Origin of the sequence: Pseudomonas sp. Pse1 (assembly GCF_024519635.1) — a bacterium.
Classification (GTDB): domain Bacteria; phylum Pseudomonadota; class Gammaproteobacteria; order Pseudomonadales; family Pseudomonadaceae; genus Aquipseudomonas.
In genome coordinates, this window is sequence record NZ_JALJRO010000008.1 from 244537 (window position 1) to 262157 (window position 17621).

The 17621-nt window shown below is 60.5% G+C and carries 15 protein-coding genes; 2 read left to right on the forward strand and 13 right to left on the reverse strand.

Annotated elements, in window-relative coordinates:
* Nucleotides 1–2: 2 nt before the first annotated feature.
* The 12 genes from acs to dksA form a co-directional block, all read right to left on the reverse strand.
* Entirely contained in the window at nucleotides 3–1940 is a 1938-nt protein-coding gene (gene acs, locus NR126_RS14815) for an acetate--CoA ligase (protein WP_105755844.1), read from the reverse strand.
* A gap of 81 nt (nucleotides 1941–2021) precedes the next feature.
* Nucleotides 2022–3686: a glucose-6-phosphate isomerase gene (pgi, locus tag NR126_RS14820; RefSeq protein ID WP_027617885.1), complete on the reverse strand. Its 1665-nt coding sequence runs from the start codon at nucleotides 3684–3686 to the stop codon at nucleotides 2022–2024.
* 218 nt (nucleotides 3687–3904) lie between these two features.
* Entirely contained in the window at nucleotides 3905–4285 is a 381-nt protein-coding gene (panD, locus tag NR126_RS14825) for an aspartate 1-decarboxylase (RefSeq protein WP_003228271.1), read from the reverse strand.
* 138 nt (nucleotides 4286–4423) lie between these two features.
* A complete protein-coding gene (gene panC, locus NR126_RS14830) occupies nucleotides 4424–5284 on the reverse strand; it encodes a pantoate--beta-alanine ligase (RefSeq protein ID WP_027617886.1) in 861 nt (286 codons plus the stop codon).
* Complete coding sequence (gene panB, locus NR126_RS14835; protein WP_027617887.1) at nucleotides 5281–6081, reverse strand: 3-methyl-2-oxobutanoate hydroxymethyltransferase; 801 nt, start codon at nucleotides 6079–6081, stop codon at nucleotides 5281–5283. The genes panC and panB overlap by 4 nt, the downstream gene beginning before the upstream one ends.
* Nucleotides 6082–6353: 272 nt before the next feature.
* Nucleotides 6354–6839: a 2-amino-4-hydroxy-6-hydroxymethyldihydropteridine diphosphokinase gene (gene folK / locus NR126_RS14840; protein ID WP_027617888.1), complete on the reverse strand. Its 486-nt coding sequence runs from the start codon at nucleotides 6837–6839 to the stop codon at nucleotides 6354–6356.
* A 4-nt stretch (nucleotides 6840–6843) separates the two neighbouring features.
* On the reverse strand, nucleotides 6844–8247 hold the full coding sequence (locus tag NR126_RS14845; RefSeq protein WP_027617889.1) for a polynucleotide adenylyltransferase PcnB: 1404 nt from the start codon (nucleotides 8245–8247) through the stop codon (nucleotides 6844–6846).
* 726 nt (nucleotides 8248–8973) lie between these two features.
* Nucleotides 8974–10410, reverse strand: coding sequence for a sigma-54 dependent transcriptional regulator (locus NR126_RS14850; RefSeq protein ID WP_256830516.1), 1437 nt, complete (start codon nucleotides 10408–10410; stop codon nucleotides 8974–8976).
* 22 nt (nucleotides 10411–10432) lie between these two features.
* On the reverse strand, nucleotides 10433–13387 hold the full coding sequence (locus NR126_RS14855; protein ID WP_027617891.1) for a sensor histidine kinase: 2955 nt from the start codon (nucleotides 13385–13387) through the stop codon (nucleotides 10433–10435).
* Complete coding sequence (locus tag NR126_RS14860) at nucleotides 13371–13547, reverse strand: hypothetical protein (protein WP_003176118.1); 177 nt, start codon at nucleotides 13545–13547, stop codon at nucleotides 13371–13373. Before NR126_RS14860 ends, NR126_RS14855 begins: the two co-directional genes overlap by 17 nt.
* A gap of 77 nt (nucleotides 13548–13624) precedes the next feature.
* On the reverse strand, nucleotides 13625–14521 hold the full coding sequence (gene gluQRS / locus NR126_RS14865) for a tRNA glutamyl-Q(34) synthetase GluQRS (protein ID WP_256830518.1): 897 nt from the start codon (nucleotides 14519–14521) through the stop codon (nucleotides 13625–13627).
* Nucleotides 14522–14608: 87 nt separating this feature from the next.
* On the reverse strand, nucleotides 14609–15052 hold the full coding sequence (gene dksA, locus NR126_RS14870) for an RNA polymerase-binding protein DksA (RefSeq protein WP_027617893.1): 444 nt from the start codon (nucleotides 15050–15052) through the stop codon (nucleotides 14609–14611).
* A gap of 332 nt (nucleotides 15053–15384) precedes the next feature.
* Here dksA and NR126_RS14875 point away from each other — a divergent pair, with 332 nt between their 5' ends.
* Complete coding sequence (locus NR126_RS14875) at nucleotides 15385–16557, forward strand: pyridoxal phosphate-dependent aminotransferase (RefSeq protein WP_105755840.1); 1173 nt, start codon at nucleotides 15385–15387, stop codon at nucleotides 16555–16557.
* Nucleotides 16557–17270, forward strand: coding sequence for a DNA/RNA nuclease SfsA (sfsA, locus tag NR126_RS14880; protein WP_027617895.1), 714 nt, complete (start codon nucleotides 16557–16559; stop codon nucleotides 17268–17270). Before NR126_RS14875 ends, sfsA begins: the two co-directional genes overlap by 1 nt.
* Here the strand turns inward: sfsA and NR126_RS14885 are convergent.
* Nucleotides 17267–17584, reverse strand: coding sequence for a Rieske (2Fe-2S) protein (locus tag NR126_RS14885; protein ID WP_027617896.1), 318 nt, complete (start codon nucleotides 17582–17584; stop codon nucleotides 17267–17269). The genes sfsA and NR126_RS14885 overlap by 4 nt on opposite strands.
* Between the last annotated feature and the right edge of the window lie 37 nt (nucleotides 17585–17621).

Sequence of the window (17621 nt, forward strand, 5' to 3'; positions counted from 1 at the left end):
GTTTACAGGTTCAGGCGCTTGTCGATCAGATCCTCGACCACGCTGGGATCAGCCAGGGTCGAGGTATCGCCGAGGCTGTCCAGCTCATTACAGGCAATCTTGCGCAGAATGCGTCGCATGATCTTGCCTGAGCGGGTTTTCGGCAAGGCTGGCGTCCACTGGATTAAATCCGGCTTGGCGAAGCTGCCGATTTCCTTACTGACCAGTGCCAGCAATTGTTGCTTCAGGGGCTCATCGGGCTCGACGCCATTCATGGGGGTGACGAAGGCATAGATACCCTGGCCCTTGACGTCGTGGGGGTAACCGACCACGGCGGCCTCGGCGATGCTGTCATGCAGCACCAGTGCGCTTTCGACCTCGGCAGTTCCGATGCGGTGCCCGGAAACATTCATCACGTCGTCGATGCGCCCGGTTATCCAGTAATCACCATCCTCGTCGCGGCGTGCACCGTCTCCGGTGAAATAATACCCAGGGTAGAGTTTGAAGTAGGTGTCGACCATCCGTTGCGGATCACCGTAGACCGTGCGGATCTGGGCCGGCCAACTGGCTTTGATCGCCAGTACGCCGCTGCCCGGTCCGCTGATTTCCTTACCTTGCTCATCGAGCAGCACCGGTTGCACGCCGAACATGGGCCGAGTCGCGCAGCCGGGCTTGATCCGTTGCGCGCTGACCAACGGGCTGATCATGATGCCGCCGGTTTCGGTTTGCCACCAGGTATCGACGATGGGGCAGCGCTGCTCGCCCACCACATTGAAATACCACTCCCAGGCTTCCGGATTGATCGGCTCGCCGACACTGCCCAATAGCCGCAGGCTGCTGCGTGAACTGTTCTGCAAGGGGGCGGCGCCTTCACGCATCAATGCGCGTAATGCAGTCGGGGCGGTGTAGAAGATGTTGACCTGATGCTTGTCGATTACTTGCCAGAAGCGTGAGCTGCTGGGGTAGTTAGGCACGCCTTCGAAGATCAGGGTGGTGGCGCCGTTGGCCAGGGGACCGTAGACGATATAGCTGTGACCGGTGACCCAGCCGACGTCGGCGGTGCACCAGAACACTTCACCGTCACGGTAGTCGAGCACGTACTTGAACGTCATCGCCGCCTGCAGCAAGTAGCCTGCAGTGGTGTGCAACACGCCCTTGGGTTTGCCGGTGCTGCCGGAGGTGTAGAGGATAAACAGCGGGTCTTCGGCGTCCATCGGCTCTGGCGGACACTGGGCACTGGCTGCCGCAGTGGCCTGGTGATAACAGAGGTCGCGGCCCTCGACCCGGTTGATCTCGGCCTGGGTGCGCTGGACGACCAGCACGGTGCTGACCGCAGGGCAACTGAGCAGTGCCTGGTCGACGTTGTGCTTGAGCGGGATTTTTTTGCCGCCGCGTACCCCTTCATCGGCGGTGATCACGGTGCGGCAATCGGCATCGAGGATGCGGTCGCGCAGGGAATCCGGGGAAAACCCGCCAAATACCACCGAATGCACGGCGCCAATGCGCGAGCAGGCCAGCATGGCGTAGGCGGCTTCGGCAATCATCGGCATGTAGATGCAGACCCGGTCGCCTTTTTTCACCCCACGGCTTTTCAGCACGTTGGCCAGGCGGCAGACGTGATCATGCAACTGTTGATAAGTGATAGGCAGTGAGTCGGCGGGATCGTCGCCTTCCCAGATGATTGCGGTCTGGGTTGCGCGTTGCGGGAGGTGGCGGTCGATGCAGTTGTAGCTGACGTTGAGCTTTGCGCCGGAGAACCAACTGGCTTCGCCGGTCTTCAGGTTGTAGCGCTGGACGGTTTGCCAGGGGGTACTGAAGTCTATGAAACGATTGGCCTGTTCGGCCCAGAACTGACTGGGGTGTTCGATGGATTCGCGGTACAGACGCCGATAGTCGTCCTGGCTCAGTTGTGCGGCCCGGCGTACGGCGTCGGCTTTGGGGAATGTGCTGATATCGAACATGACGGCTCCTGGTTAGCAGGGTGGTTGCAGGAGCTGGCGCCATTGCCAGCTCCTGAAACTCGCTACAGGACTACCGTCAAATCAACCGCGGTGACGCCCGCGGAAGTAGTTGATCAGGCCCTGGGTGGATGCGTCGTCGGCCGGTGCTTCTTCGCTGCCGACAAGGCGATTGTAGACGCCTTTGCCCAGTTCCTTGCCCAACTCCACGCCCCACTGGTCGAAGGCGTTGATGCCCCAGACCACGCTCTGCACGAAGACTTTGTGTTCGTACAGCGCAACCAGTGCGCCGAGGCGACGCGGGCTGATGCGTTCGACGACCAGGGTGTTGCTCGGACGGTTGCCCGGAATCACTTTGTGCGCCGCCAGCTTCTGCACCTGCTCTTCCGACATGCCCTTGTCGCGCAGTTCGGTCTCTGCTTCGCTGAGGGTTTTGCCCAGCATCAGCGCCTGGCTTTGTGACAGGCAGTTGGCGTACAGCCACTGGTGGTGGTCGGAAACCGGGTTGAAGCTGACGATCGGCACGATAAAATCGGCCGGGATCAGTTGGGTGCCCTGGTGCAGCAGTTGGTGATACGCATGCTGGCCGTTGCAACCCACGCCACCCCAGATCACCGGACCGGTGTCGGTGGACACTGGGGTACCGTCCTGGCGCACGCTCTTGCCGTTGGATTCCATGTCCAGTTGTTGCAAGTGCTTGGTGATGTTTCGCAGGTAATGGTCGTACGGCAGGATCGCGTGACTTTGCGCGCCCCAGAAGTTGCCGTACCACACGCCGAGAAGGGCCAGCAGCACCGGCATGTTCTGCTCGAAAGGGGCGCTCTGGAAGTGCTGGTCCATGGTGTAGGCACCCGACAGCAGTTCCTTGAAGTTGGACATGCCGATGGCCAGGGCAATTGGCAGGCCGATGGCTGACCACAGTGAGTAGCGGCCGCCGACCCAGTCCCACATCGGGAAAATGTTCTCTTCGCGGATACCGAAGGCAACTGCCGCGGCATTGTTGCTCGACACCGCAATGAAGTGGCGATACAGCTCCGCTTCCGAGCCACCCTGGGCCAGGTACCAGGCGCGAGCGGCCTGGGCATTCTTCAGGGTTTCCAGGGTGTTGAAGGATTTCGACGAGACGATGAACAGTGTGGTCTCGGCGCGCAGTTTCATGGTCAGCTCGTGGAACTCACTGCCATCGATGTTCGCCAGGTAATGGCAGCGCACGCCCTTCTGGGCGTAGGACAGCAGCGCTTCGGAAACCAGTTCAGGGCCGAGGAACGAACCGCCGATGCCGATGTTCACCACATCGGTAATAGGTTTTTCGGTGTAGCCACGCCACAGGCCGTCATGGATGCGGCCGACCAGGTCAGTGATCTGGTTCAACACTTTGTGCACGTCCGGCATCACGTTGACGCCATTAACCTGCAGCTTGTCGCCCACCGGGCGGCGCAGGGCGGTATGCAGGGCCGGGCGGCCTTCGGAGGCGTTGACGATTTCGCCGCTGAACAGCGCCTTGATTGCATCCTTCAGCCCGACTTCATTCGCCAGGCCCACCAGCAGGTTGCGGGTTTCAGCGCTGATCAGGTTTTTCGAATAGTCCAGGAACAGACCACAGCTGCTTAGGGTGAATTGGTTGAAACGCTGCGGGTCGGCATTGAACGCTTCGCGCATGCTGAAATCCTGCATGGCTTGGCGGTGATCATTCAGCGCCTGCCAGGCTGGCAGAGCGGTAACGTCTTGAGGGGTGCGGTAGTACGCCATCGCTGCGGGTTTCCTTACTTGAACGGCCTTTTGAACACAAAAATCCCGGAGCGCCATGGTGGGCATTCCGGTCTGCTGCGCCGACACACTTTCATTGCGCAGGGCGAATACAGTAAACCCCGCGCAATGATCTGTCTTGACTTTGTCTGACCCGTTTCCGGCTCTTTTTTAACGTTGAAGTTAGAAATAGCCCGACGAACGGAAGAGTTAGGGTGGGATCAGGCGACCTGCACCGGAATGGCGTTGCTGGTATGGCTCAGCTCGTTACCCGGTGCCATGTACAGCATGCGGGGTTTGAAGTTGAGCAACTCGGCTTCGCTGTAGTGCGCGTAGGCACAAATGATCACGCGGTCACCAACCTTGGCCTTGTGGGCGGCGGCTCCGTTGACCGAGATCATGCGCGAGCCTTCTTCGCCACGAATGGCATAGGTGGTGAAGCGCTCGCCGTTGTCGACGTTATAAATCTGGATCTGTTCGTATTCACGGATCCCGGACAAGTCCAGCCATTCGCCGTCGATGGCGCAGGAGCCTTCATAGTCGAGCACGGCGTGAGTGACTTCGGCGCGGTGCAGCTTGGCTTTGAGCATGATGGCGTGCATGAGTGTTTTCCCTGGTCGAAATCGAGCGGCGGGCAGTGTGCCCGAAGGTCAGGGAGGCGGCAATATGGCGCAGGTGCGATCGATTGAGGGCGGCAAACTTCAAGGGGGAGCGAGGCTCCCCCATGGAGCCGGAGCTGATCAGGCCGAGGTGTCGAGATTCAGGTGCAGGTTGTCGATCAACCGCGTAGTACCGAGGAACGCGGCCACCAGAATCACCAGATCACGATCCTGCGCGGTTGCCGGGCGCAGGGTCCGTGCGTGGCGCACTTCCAGATAGTCAGGGCGCAGGCCCGCGCCTTCCAGAAGTTGCAACTGCTCGTTGATCAGCGAAGGGAAGTCGCGTGATCCCTGGCGGATGGACTCGGCAATGTTGCTCAGGGTGCGATACACCACTGGCGCAACTGCCCGTTGTTCTTCATCGAGGAAGCCATTGCGTGACGACAAGGCGAGGCCATCGGCGGCGCGCACAGTCGGTTCACCGATGATCTGGATCGGCATGTTCAGGTCATGCACCAGGGCGCGGATGACGGCCAATTGCTGGAAGTCTTTCTGGCCGAACACGGCCAGATCAGGCTGAACCATATTGAACAGCTTGCTGACCACGGTCGCCACGCCTTCGAAGTGCCCAGGGCGACTGGCGCCGCACAGGCCTTCGGACAAGTGCGGAACGCTGACGCGGGTCTGGCCGGCCATGCCATCGGGATACATCTCCTCGGCACTCGGTGCGAACAGCAAGTGGCAACCGGCTTGCAGGAGTTTTTCCTGATCCGCCGCCAGGGTCCGAGGGTACTTGTCCAGGTCTTCGCCGGCGCCAAACTGCAGCGGATTGACGAAAATACTCGCGACCACGAAGTCCACCCGTTGGGCGGCCTTGGTCACCAGGGCCATATGGCCGCTGTGCAGGTTGCCCATGGTCGGCACGAAGCCGATGCGCTTGCCTTCGCTGCGGGCGCGGGCTACCGCTGCGCGCAGTTCGCGTACGGTCTTTACGGTGTTCATGCGGAAAATCCGTGTTCAGCACCCGGGAAGGTCACCGCTTTGACTTCGCGGACATAAGCGCTCAAAGCCGCTTGCACGCTTTCCTGGCCAGCCATGAAGTTCTTCACGAACTTGGGGGCGCGACCGGTCAGGGACAGACCGAGCATATCGTGCAGGACCAGCACCTGGCCGTCGGTGGCATTACCGGCACCGATACCAATCACCGGGATCTTTACCGCCTGGGTGATTTCATGGGCCAGTTCGCTCGGAACGCACTCGAGCAGCAACATTGCGGCGCCGGCCTGCTCCAGGGCGATAGCATCGGCGCGCATCTGGCGGGCCTGGTTTTCATTGCGGCCCTGAACTTTGTAGCCGCCCAGAATATTCACCGCCTGAGGCGTCAGGCCCATGTGGGCGCAGACCGGCACGCCGCGTTCGGCCAGCAGGCGAATCGACTCGGCCAGCCACAGTGCGCCTTCAACCTTGACCATGTGTGCGCCTGCCTGCATCAGGGTCGCGCTGTTGATCAGGGTTTGTTCGACGGTGGCATTGGCCATGAATGGCAGGTCGGCGAGGATCAGGGCGTCGCTGTTACCGCGTTTGACGCAGGCGACGTGATACGCCATCTCGGCGGTGGTGACCGGCAGGGTACTGTCATGACCTTGCAGCACCATGCCCAGGGAATCGCCCACCAGTAACACTTCAACACCGGCCTCATTGCAGGCGTGGGCAAAAGTGGCGTCGTAGCAGGTCAGCATGGTGATTTTTTCACCTTTCTGCTTGAGGGTCTGCAGGGTGGTGAGAGTAATAGCTGGCATGAAATGGTTCCTCGTTCAGGCGCTTGGAAAACTACTGCGAGTAACGCGCGTGATTCTTCATTTACTCAGGCGCACGTTCTTTTGTCGTGCTTGAAAAGCCTGGATTGCGCCCTTTGGTGCCGTGTTGGCGGCAGCGGGACGCCTATAGTCGTGAGGAGAACTCGGGAAGTCAATTGGATGTGTTACCGCCAGGTGACAGCGAAGGTGTTACCGGCGTTACTGATGCGATTCAGCAGGGCGAAGGGGACCACGGCCTCGGTGGCCGGGCCCTTTTAAACCGCTGGCAAGCGTTCCAACCCGACGAACGGGCATGCGTTCAGCAGGTCGCGTAACAGTCGCCCGTCAGCCAGTTGCAGTTCCGCAGGGGCCAGTTCGGCCAGGGGGTAGAGCACGAACGCGCGTTCCTGCATGTGGTAATGCGGGACCTTGAGGCGAGGTTCATCGATGAGTTGGTCGCCGAACAGCAGGATATCCAGGTCCAGCGTGCGTGGACCCCAGCGCTCAAGGCGTTCGCGGCCCTGGTCGTTTTCAATGGCCTGCAGCGCGTCGAGCAACTCCAGCGGCGCCAGAGCGCTGTCCAGGGCTGCAACGGCGTTGGTGTAGCGGGGCTGGCCCGGCAGCAGGGAGTCGCTCTGGTAGAACGCCGAGACGCCGATCAGGGTGGTGCGAGGCAACTGCGCCAACGCGCCGACGGCGTTGCGCAGTTGCTCAGCGGGGGCTGCCAGGTTGCTGCCCATGCCGATGTAGATACGTTCCATGAACTTATTCGCCCGACGCGCTCGGTGCCCCGGCGGCACGTTTACGTTTGGCGCCACTGGTACGACGACGTTTGCGTGGCCCGCCGCCAGCACCGTCTTCCTTGCCGCTGAGGTCGCGAATCATGTCGCGGCGTTCGCTGTCGTTGGCGTCCTGATAGTCGGTCCACCACTCGCCCAGGCCATCAGTCTGTTCGCCAGCGCTTTCACGCAGTAGCAGGAAGTCGTAGCCGGCACGGAAACGCGGGTTGTCCAGCAACAGGTCGGCGCGTTTGCCGCTGCGGCGCGGCAGGCGCTCCTGCATGTCCCAGATCTCGCGGATCGGCATGGTGAAGCGCTTGGGAATGGCGATTCGTTGGCACTGTTCGGCGATCAACTCGTGAGCGGCTTCCTGCATGGCTGGGATCGGTGGCATGCCACGATCCTGCAAACGCAAAACCCGGGCTGGCAGCGCCGGCCACAGCAGGGCGGCGAACAGGAACGCCGGGGTCACCGGCTTGTTCTGCTTGATCCGCAGGTCGGTGTTGATCAGTGCTTCGCTGATCAGGGTGTGGGTGTAGGTCGGGTTGTGTTCCAGTGCTTCGGCGCTGGCCGGGAACAGCGGATCGAACAGTTGCAAGTCGACCAGCATTTCGAAAGTGTCGGCGGCATGCCCGGAAAGGAACAGCTTCAACACTTCTTCGAACAGACGAGCGGCAGGAATTTCCCGCAACATGGGCGCCAGGTCGCGGATCGGCGCGGCGGTGTGCTTTTCGATGCCGAAGTTCAGCTTGGCAGCGAAACGCACGGCACGCAGCATCCGCACCGGGTCTTCCTGGTAACGCTGGGTCGGATCGCCAATCAGGCGGATCAGGTGATTGCGGATGTCGTGCACGCCATTGGCGTAATCGAGAATGCGTTCGCTGACCGGATCGTAATACAACGCATTAATGGTGAAGTCGCGGCGTTGCGCGTCCTCTTCCAGGGTGCCGTAGACGTTGTCGCGCAGAATACGCCCGCTTTCGTTACGCGAGGACTGGTTGCTGTCTTCCTCTTCGTCGTTTTGCGGGTGATTGGCACGGAAGGTCGCGACTTCGATGATTTCGCGACCAAAATGGATGTGGACCAATTTAAAGCGTCGGCCAATGATTCGCGCATTGCGAAACTCGGCGCGAACCTGTTCCGGCGTGGCGCTGGTGGCTACGTCGAAATCCTTGGGCGTGATGTTGAGCAACATGTCGCGCACGCATCCGCCGACCAGGTAGGCCTGGTAACCGGCGTTCTGCAGGCGTTCGACGATGTTGACCGCATAACGGCTGAACTGGGCCCGCTGCAGCGAATGTTGGCCGCTGTTGAGCACTTCAGGCGTGCTGCGAATGTGTTGCGTACGACGCGCGGGAGAACGGAATGACTGGAACAGCTTCTTCAGCATGGGATGCACTGTTTGAAGGAATGTTCGGCCAAAACGAAGAATGACCGCATGATGGGCGGGGATTCTAGCATTTAGTCGAGGGATGGTGTAGGAGCAAGCTGCAAGCGCCAGGTTTCGAGCTTTGAGCGGAGTGGGAGACCGGAATTGTAGGTAAACCGCAGAAACTACAAGGGGAGCCGAAGCTCCCCCAGAAGTAGTTGCGTGCTCTATTTTTATTATGGTTTCGGGCTTCTTGTTTTTGTGTAACGCCCATGTCACGAGGTTTTCCCTTCATGACCCTCCCAATCGGGAGCCAAGAGCAAACGGATTGCTTTGATCGCTGTGTTGCAATGATCTCTCGATCCAACCAGTTCAGGCGCTGCCTTAGGGCAGTTTTTGTTGTTCTCGGCCTGGTCGCGGGGCAAGCCCCAAATACAACGCTTCTCCAAAAGAATCAGTTAGCTGCGCCTCTCGCCGTCTTGTTTTTATTGTGCGTGAGTCGATTCGTCTTATTTTTATTGTCTTGTACGTTGCTTGTTATTGTTCTTGTACCAAACATATAGCAGAAGCCGTGCCAACTTTTTCGATCCCCAGTAAAACAGGGGGTTAGGCGGGGTGGGTGGCTTTTTTAGGGCAAAAAAAAGCCGGGGTTTCGTTACCGTAAACCCCGGCTTTTGTTACGGAAAAAACTGCGGTAACAGTTTTTTCACCATTTCAGCTGTTACCCACACATTTGGCAGGTAACGTTCAGCTTTCGCTCGTAACCCCGGTCTTTCGCCGAGGAATGCCCAGGCGCTGACGGCGTTCCCATAGGCACTTGCGACTGACGCCCAGCTTGCGGGCAAGCTCGGTTTCGGTCATGTGATCCTGATGTTCGAGGACGAAATGCTGGAAGTAGTCTTCCAGGGAAAGGTCTTCGGTCGGTTCGTGGCTGGCATTGCTGGTGCTGCCCTGTTGCGGGGCCAGGCCGATGAATTCGTCTTCTTCCAGGTCACTGAGTTCGATGTCGATACCCAGCAGGTCGGCGGAAATTTCCGGGCTCTCGGAGAGAATTACGGCACGCTCGACGGCGTTTTCCAGTTCGCGCACGTTACCCGGCCAACTGTAGTGACGGATTGCCTGCTCGGCATCGGGGGCGAACTTCAGGTCGGTGCGATTGATTCGTGCGCTCTGACGAGCGAGGAAGGCGTTGGCGATCTCGTTGACGTCCGTGCCGCGCTCACGCAAGGCTGGAAGCTTGAGGGCGATCACGTGCAGGCGATAATACAAGTCTTCACGGAACTGGCCGATTTTTGCCAGGCTCTTCAAGTCACGGTGGGTCGCAGCGATCAGGCGCACGTCGACCTTTTGCGACTGCACCGAACCCACGCGACGGATTTCGCCTTCCTGGAGTACGCGCAGCAGTCGGGCCTGGGCCTCGAGTGGCAGCTCGCCAATTTCGTCAAGGAACAGCGTGCCTCCATCCGCCGCTTCCACCAGTCCGGCGCGGCCAGCACTGGCGCCGGTAAATGCGCCTTTTTCGTGGCCGAACAGCTCCGACTCGATCAGACTTTCCGGGATCGCCGCACAGTTCACCGAAATCATCGGCGCCTTGGCGCGTCGCGACAGATTATGCAGCGCGCGGGCTACCAGCTCTTTACCGGTGCCGGACTCGCCCTGCACCAGCACATTGGAGTCGGTGGGCGCGACTTTACGAATTTTGCCGTACAGGTCCTGCATCGGCGGGCAAGAGCCGATGATGCCGATTTCGCCATTGCTGTTATCGACCCCTGGTTTGTCACTGCCATTGCTCGCCTTGCCGGCGGGACGTTCGCTGGCCACGCTTTGCGCCGTTTGTCGGTCGCGCAGGATTCGCGCAACGGCCTGGAGCATTTCGTCGTGGTCAAAGGGTTTGGCGATGTAGTCCACCGCGCCCATTTTCATCGAGTCGACCGCCGAGCGCAGGCTGGCATAGCTGGTCATGATCAGCACCGGCGTGCCCTGGCTCAGCTTGATCAGTTCGGTTCCCGGTGCGCCGGGCAGGCGCAGGTCACTGACAATCAGGTCGAACGTTGGAATGCTGAAGCGTTCTTGTGCTTCCTGCACTGAACCGGCTTCGCTGACCTGGTACTGGTTGCGTTCCAGCAGGCGGCGCAAGGCGGAGCGGATAATGGTTTCGTCTTCGACGATCAAAATGTGCGGCATTGATTCAATTCTCTCGACGGTCTCAGTTCACAGCGGACGTCGCTTCGACATGACGCGGTAAGGTCACCCGGATACGGGTGCCGCGTTGGCTTTGAATGTCAGCCGGGCTGTCGATGGTGATTTGTCCATAATGCTCTTCAACGATGGAATAGACCAGTGCAAGGCCCAGACCGGTGCCTTCGCCAGGATCCTTGGTGGTGAAGAAGGGTTCGAACAATCGGTCCATGATGCTCGAGGGGATGCCGCTGCCTTCGTCTTCGACGATCAGATCGATCGTGTGTTCGCTGGCTTCGCTTTTTACCCGTACCGCACTGCCGGCTGGCGATGCGTCGCGGGCGTTGGACAGCAGGTTGATCAGCACTTGGGCCAGACGCTGTGGGTCGCCATCGACCCAATGCTCGGGATCGCACAGGTTATAGAATTGCACTTCGAAATTGCGTCGATTCAGGGCCAGCAGGCCAATCGCGTCCTGGGCTACCTCAGCCAGGCACACCGGTTCGTCGTTGTGCTGGTGGCTGCCCGCGTGGGCGAAACTCATCAACGATTGCACGATGCGTGACACGCGTTTGGTCTGCTCAAGAATCTGCCCGCTGATTTCGGTCAGCTCGCCGTCGTCCTCGCGCTCTTCGCGCAGGTTTTGCGCCAGACAGGCGATGCCGGTAATCGGGTTGCCAATTTCGTGAGCCACCCCGGCGGCCAGGCGCCCAATACTCGCCAAGCGTTCGGAGTGCACCAGCTTGTCTTCGAGCATCTGGGTTTCGGTCAGGTCTTCCACCAGCAGGACCAGGCCGCTATTGCCCGGGGCCAGCGGTTCGTCAATGGCTGCCTTGTGCAGGTTGAGCCAGCGGGTCTGGCCTTCGAGGGTCAGGTGCTGTTTGTGCAAGTGTTCATCGGGCAGATTAATGAAGCCTTGCAGTAATTCCTTCCATGGCTCGCCCAGAGTGCTCAGGCGCGAGCCGACCACTCGCTGTGCGGCGATACCGGTCAGTTCCTCCATGGCTTTGTTCCACATCAGGATCTCCTGATCCTTGGCCAGGGAACAGACACCCATCGGCAGTTCCTGCAGGGTCTGGCGGTGGTATCGGCGCAGGGCGTCGAGTTCAGCGGCCAGGCCGGTCAGGCGCGAGTGATAGTCCTCGAGACGGCTTTCGATGAAGTGAATGTCTTCAGTGACGTAGTTTTCGCCGCCGGCCTTGTACGGCAGGAAGGTTTCGACCATGTCCTGCGCGACACTGGGGCCCATCAGGCCGGAGAGGTTGGCTTCGATCCGGTCACGCAGGCGGCGCAAGGCGTAAGGACGGCGCTCATCGAACGGCAGGTAGAGATCGCGCAGTGCCTGCTCTACTTCTTTTTGCGCCGCCTTTGCGCCCAGTGGTTTTGCCAGCTGTGTGGCGAACTCCTGAGGCGAGGCGGCATGCAGTTCGCGTCGTTGCGGACGGCGCACGTTATCCACCGCGCACGCCTCGGCCGCGCTGGCTTCTTCACTGCTGGCGTTGGTGAACAGCGAGATCAGGGTGAACATCAGCACGTTGGCCGCCAGCGAGGCGATGGCCGCCATGTGCCAACTGGTGTCGTCGAGCACGTAGATCATGTTCAGCAGCGGAATATAGAAGCCTTGCAGATTGCCCACCAGCGGCAACAGCATGGTCACCAGCCAGACCAGGATCCCCGCCAGCAAGCCCGCAATGAAGCCGCGGCGGTTAGCTGTCGGCCAATACAACACGGACAGCACACCCGGCAGGAATTGCAGGGTCGCGACAAAGGCGACGATGCCGAGGTTGGCCAGGTCCTGTTCGGCGCCGAGCATCAGGTAGAAGCCGTAGCCAGCCATGATGATCGCGACGATCAGCGCTCGACGGGTCCATTTCAGCCAGCGGTAGATGTTGCCTTCGGCGGGTGGTTGGTACAGCGGCAGGACCAGATGGTTCAAGGCCATTCCGGACAGCGCCAGGGTGGTGACGATGATCAGGCCGCTGGCCGCAGACAAGCCGCCGATGTAGGCCAGCAAGGCCAGGGCCTTACTGTTGGCGGCAATGCCGATGCCGAGGGTGAAGTATTCGGGGTTGGTGCTGGCGCCCAGTTTCAGACCGGCCCAGAGAATCAGCGGAACCGCCAGACTCATTAGCAGAAGGAACAGCGGCAGGCCCCAGCTTGCACTGACGAGGGAGCGCGGATTGAGGTTTTCGGTGAAGGTCATGTGATACATGTGCGGCATCACGATGGCCGAGGCGAAGAACACCAGCAACAAGGTGCGCCATGGACCTTCCTGCAGTGGCGTGTGCAGGGCGGCGAGGGCGGTCTGGTTCTGCAGCAGCCAGAGTTCCAGCTGTTGCGGGCCGTCGAACACGCCATACAGGGCATACAGGCCGACGCCGCCGATGGCGATCAGCTTGATCACCGATTCAAAGGCAATGGCGAACACCAGCCCTTCGTGTTTTTCCCGGGTCGCAATGTGCCGCGAGCCAAAGAAAATCGTGAACAGGGTGATCAGCGCGCAGAAGCTCAGGGCCACCCGATGCTGGACCGGTTCGCGGGTCAGGATGCCGATCGAATCGGCCACGGCCTGGATCTGCAGCGCCAGCAGCGGCAAGACGCCGATCAGCATGAAGATGGTGGTCAGTGCGCCGGCCCAGGTGCTGCGAAAGCGAAAGGCAAACAGGTCGGCCAGAGATGAAAGCTGGTAGGTCCGGGTGATCTTCAGGATCGGATACAACAGCACCGGCGCGAGCAGGAAGGCGCCGGACACTCCGAGGTAGCTGGAGAGAAAGCCGTAGCCATATTGATAGGCCAGGCCGACCGTGCCGTAGAACGCCCAGGCGCTGGCGTAGACACCCAGGGACAGGGTGTAGGTCAGCGGGTGGCGAATGATCGCCCGCGGGATCATTCCGCGTTCACTGATCCAGGCGACGCCGAACAGCACCGCCAGGTACGCGGCGCTGATCAGGATCATCTGGGTCAGGCTAAAGCTCATCGGCATCTTTTTGGCTCTGCAGGATGAAGGTCACGACGATCAGGATCAGCCACAGCAGATACGGGCGATACCAGGCGCCAGTGGCGTCGATCCACCAGTCCATGATGGCGGGGGAGAATAGATAGATCCCCACTACCAGCAGCAGGACCAAGCGATAGATGTACATCCCGGCCTCTCTTTATTGTGTGCGTGCCCGAAAACGTGCGGCGATGGTAACGGATGGGCGCCAACCTGCAAGCTTAGTCAGCGTAATTGCGCTTCGGGCAGGGTCAGAGTGCGAGGAATCAGTCCGGCGTCCCAATGGGCAGTGCCCCACTTGAGCAGTTCGGCGGGTGCGGCATCCGCTAGTTCCACGCCGGGTTTCTGCCCCAGGGCGCGCAAGGCGCGGAGTAACAAAGGCGTAGCCTGATCTTCGGTCAACGGCGGTGAGCGATAGGATTTACCCAGTTTGTTGCCATCCGGCTGGGTGATCAGGGGCAGATGCAGGTAACGCGGTTGTGACAAGCCGAGCAACTCCTGCAGGTACAACTGGCGGGGCGTGGAGTCGAGCAGGTCGGCGCCACGGACGATGTCGGTGATGCCTTGCCAGGCATCGTCGAGCACCACCGCCAGTTGATAGGCATAGAGACCGTCGCGGCGGCGAATCACAAAATCACCCACTTCACGGGCCAGGTGCTGGCGGTATTCGCCCTGCACGCGGTCGATGAAATGGTATTCCAGCTCCGGGACGCGCAAGCGGATCGCCGCGTCTTCGCAGGCATGCCCTGCGTTGCGGCACAAGCCCGGGTAAATCCCGTGGTAGGGCTCCAGTTGCTTGCGCGAGCAGGTGCAGGCGTAGGCCAGTCCGAGGTTGAACAGTCGACCGAGGACTTGGGCGTAGGCCTCGTGGCGATCGCTCTGGCGAATCATTTCACCGTCCCACTCGAAGCCGTAACTTTCCAGGGCCTTGAGGATCGCCGCCTGCGCACCAGGCTCTTCGCGCGGCGGATCGAGGTCCTCCATGCGCAGCAGCCAGCGCCCGCCGACCGAGCGAGCATCCAGGTAGGAGGCCAGCGCCGCGACCAGCGATCCGAAATGCAGATGGCCGCTGGGCGTTGGGGCGAAGCGTCCGATGTAGGCGGGGGAGGTTTTGGCGGTCATGGCGGCGAAGCTACTTTTCGGGGTTTGCAGGACGGCAGAAACAAAAACGGAGCGTTCGCACGCTCCGTTCTTCATTCAAGTCGAGAATTACTTGCCGACCTGTTTTTCCTTGATTTCAGCCAGGGTCTTGCAGTCGATGCACAGATCGGCAGTTGGGCGGGCTTCGAGGCGCTTGACGCCGATCTCGATGCCGCAGGACTCGCACCAGCCGTACTCTTCGTTCTGGATCAGCTCCAGCGTCTTGTCGATCTTCTTGATCAACTTGCGCTCGCGATCGCGGGCGCGCAGCTCAAGGGCGAATTCTTCTTCCTGGCTGGCACGGTCGGCCGGGTCGGGGAAGTTGGCTGCCTCATCTTTCATGTGGTCAACGGTACGGTCGACTTCCTGCATCAAGTCCTGTTTCCACTTGTTCAGGATCTTGGTGAAGTGCGCGCGCATCGGTGCGCCCATGTACTCTTCACCAGCCTTCGGCACGTAAGGTTCGAAGCCGCTGATTACCTGATTCTGCTGTTGCTTTGCTTGGGTGGGCATGAAATGGACCGCCTCTACTCTTGTAATCCATTGCGCAGGATTGCTCCATCACCGACACCTGCCGGCCCTGCGACTGCAAGCGGGCGAACTTACCAGATCAAATCCGGCCGCGCTACTCCCTCATGTCGAGGCTGCGGTCCACAAGCCTTGCAAAGGGTTGCAAAGCCTGGTCTGGTGGTTCTGGAGACCTGATCAAATAATGATTTTAGTCAATCCTGCGCCTTGCGTTTGGGCTCCATGACGCTGAACCTTGGTGTTGTGACCGCAATAGGTTCTCGCTCGTTCCTGTGCTTGGGTAGAATCGTTTCTTTTACCCCGTTGAAGGAAGGCTAATGGCTCAGCCCTACAGTGCGCGCAGCCGCGCTATCGAACCTTTCCATGTCATGGCTTTGCTGGCGCGCGCCAATGAGCTGCAGGCGGCCGGCCACGACGTGATTCACCTGGAAATCGGCGAGCCGGACTTCACCACCGCCGAGCCGATCATCAAGGCCGGTCAGGCCGCCCTCGCGGCGGGGAAAACCCGTTACACCGCGGCGCGTGGCATTCCCGAGCTGCGTGAAGCAATTTCCGGGTTCTACCAGCAGCGCTACGGCCTGAACATCGATCCGCAGCGCATTCTCATCACCCCTGGTGGCTCAGGCGCGCTGTTGCTGGCCAGCGCCTTGCTGGTGGATCCGGGCAAGCACTGGCTGCTGGCTGACCCGGGCTATCCGTGCAATCGGCATTTCCTGCGGCTGGTAGAAGGCGCGGCGCAACTGGTGCCGGTCGGTCCGGACGTGCGTTACCAACTGACTCCGGACCTGGTGGAGCGCTACTGGGATCACGACAGTGTCGGCGCACTGGTGGCGTCGCCAGCCAACCCGACCGGAACCATCCTCACCCGGGATGAACTGGCCGGCCTGTCCACGGCGATCAAGGGCCGTAACGGCCATCTGGTGGTGGACGAGATCTATCATGGCCTGACCTACGGCACCGATGCGGCCAGCGTGCTGGAAGTCGACGACAGTGCTTTTGTCCTGAATAGTTTTTCCAAGTATTTCGGCATGACCGGCTGGCGCCTTGGTTGGCTGGTGGCGCCGCAAGGTGCGGTCAGCGAACTGGAGAAGCTGGCGCAGAACCTCTACATCAGCGCGCCGAGCATGGCCCAGCAGGCCGCATTGGCCTGCTTTGAGCCGGCGACCCTGAGCATCCTGGAAGAGCGGCGCGCCGAATTCGGCCGGCGTCGCGATTTCCTGCTGCCGGCCTTGCGCGAACTGGGCTTTGGCATTGCCGTGGAGCCGGAGGGCGCGTTCTACCTGTATGCGGACATCAGTGCCTTTGGCGGCGACGCTTTTGCCTTTTGCCGGCACTTTCTGGAAACCGAACACATTGCCTTCACCCCGGGCCTGGATTTTGGTCGGTATCAGGCCGGACACCATGTGCGCTTCGCCTATACCCAGAGCCTGCCGCGCTTGCGCGAAGCGGTGGAACGGATTGCCCGTGGTCTGCGGAGTTGGCAAGGCTGATGCGCTTCGATCCCCCCTTGGAAGAAGGTCGGTTGATCCGACGTTACAAGCGTTTTCTCGCCGATATCGAAACCGTTGGCGGCGAGATGATGACCATTCACTGCCCCAATACCGGCTCGATGTTCAATTGCATGGTCGAGGGCGGGCAGGTCTGGTTCAGCCGCTCCAACGACCCCAAGCGCAAGTTGCCCGGGACCTGGGAAATCAGCGAAACCCCGCAAGGGCGACTGGCCTGCGTCAATACTGCACGGGCCAACACCCTGATCGAGGAAGCCCTGAGGGCCGGGGTGATCAGCGAACTTGATGGCTTTACCGGGCTCAAGCGTGAAGTGCCCTACGGCCAGGAAAACAGTCGCATCGATTTTCGCCTCGACTATCCGCAGGGGCCGGCGTTCGTTGAAGTCAAAAGCGTCACACTGGGCTTCGATGGCGTAGCGATTGCAGCGTTTCCGGATGCGGTGACTCAGCGTGGGGCCAAGCACCTGCGCGAATTGGCTTGCCTGGCCCGCAGCGGGGTGCGCGCGGTGCAACTGTATTGCGTCAACCTGACTGGCATCGAGGCGGTGCGACCGGCCGTGGAAATCGATCCGGGTTATGCGGCAGCCCTGCGCGAGGCCAAGGCGGCAGGGGTTGAAGTGCTGGCGTACGGGGTGAGCCTGAATGCCGAAGAGGTTCGCGTCGACCGGCGCCTGCAGGTGCTGCTCGACGTCTAGGGTTGGACCCAGATGCCGGCGGCGTCTTCGCGGCACTTCAGGGCCGTAAGTGATTGGCCAGCGCAAGGCCCCGCGACGCATTCACCGCTTTCGATCAGGAACAGTGCGCCGTGGCTGGCGCACTGGATCAGACTGGCGCTGGCGTCGAGGAACTGGTCCGGGTGCCACTCCAGGCTGATGCCGCGATGCGGACAACGGTTTTCATAGGCGTAGATCTGTCCTTCACGGCGCACGGCGAAGACGTTCTTCTCGCCAATCTTAAAGCCGCGACTGCTGGTATCAGCCAGTTCCGCGCTGCTGCAAAGAAACTTCATGTCTATCCTCAAGTGCCGAAGGCGTGGGCCAATGGCG

Coding starts and splice junctions, on each gene's coding strand:
- pgi (WP_027617885.1), bottom strand. CDS start 3,686: ATGGCGTACTACCGCACCCCTCAAGACGTTACCGCTCTGCCAGCCTGG.
- panD (WP_003228271.1), bottom strand. CDS start 4,285: ATGCACGCCATCATGCTCAAAGCCAAGCTGCACCGCGCCGAAGTCACT.
- NR126_RS14845 (WP_027617889.1), bottom strand. CDS start 8,247: ATGCTGAAGAAGCTGTTCCAGTCATTCCGTTCTCCCGCGCGTCGTACG.
- NR126_RS14860 (WP_003176118.1), bottom strand. CDS start 13,547: ATGTACATCTATCGCTTGGTCCTGCTGCTGGTAGTGGGGATCTATCTA.
- NR126_RS14855 (WP_027617891.1), bottom strand. CDS start 13,387: ATGCCGATGAGCTTTAGCCTGACCCAGATGATCCTGATCAGCGCCGCG.
- dksA (WP_027617893.1), bottom strand. CDS start 15,052: ATGCCCACCCAAGCAAAGCAACAGCAGAATCAGGTAATCAGCGGCTTC.
- sfsA (WP_027617895.1), top strand. CDS start 16,557: ATGCGCTTCGATCCCCCCTTGGAAGAAGGTCGGTTGATCCGACGTTAC.
- acs (WP_105755844.1), bottom strand. CDS start 1,940: ATGTTCGATATCAGCACATTCCCCAAAGCCGACGCCGTACGCCGGGCC.
- NR126_RS14850 (WP_256830516.1), bottom strand. CDS start 10,410: ATGCCGCACATTTTGATCGTCGAAGACGAAACCATTATCCGCTCCGCC.
- NR126_RS14875 (WP_105755840.1), top strand. CDS start 15,385: ATGGCTCAGCCCTACAGTGCGCGCAGCCGCGCTATCGAACCTTTCCAT.
- panC (WP_027617886.1), bottom strand. CDS start 5,284: ATGAACACCGTAAAGACCGTACGCGAACTGCGCGCAGCGGTAGCCCGC.
- panB (WP_027617887.1), bottom strand. CDS start 6,081: ATGCCAGCTATTACTCTCACCACCCTGCAGACCCTCAAGCAGAAAGGT.
- gluQRS (WP_256830518.1), bottom strand. CDS start 14,521: ATGACCGCCAAAACCTCCCCCGCCTACATCGGACGCTTCGCCCCAACG.
- NR126_RS14885 (WP_027617896.1), bottom strand. CDS start 17,584: ATGAAGTTTCTTTGCAGCAGCGCGGAACTGGCTGATACCAGCAGTCGC.
- folK (WP_027617888.1), bottom strand. CDS start 6,839: ATGGAACGTATCTACATCGGCATGGGCAGCAACCTGGCAGCCCCCGCT.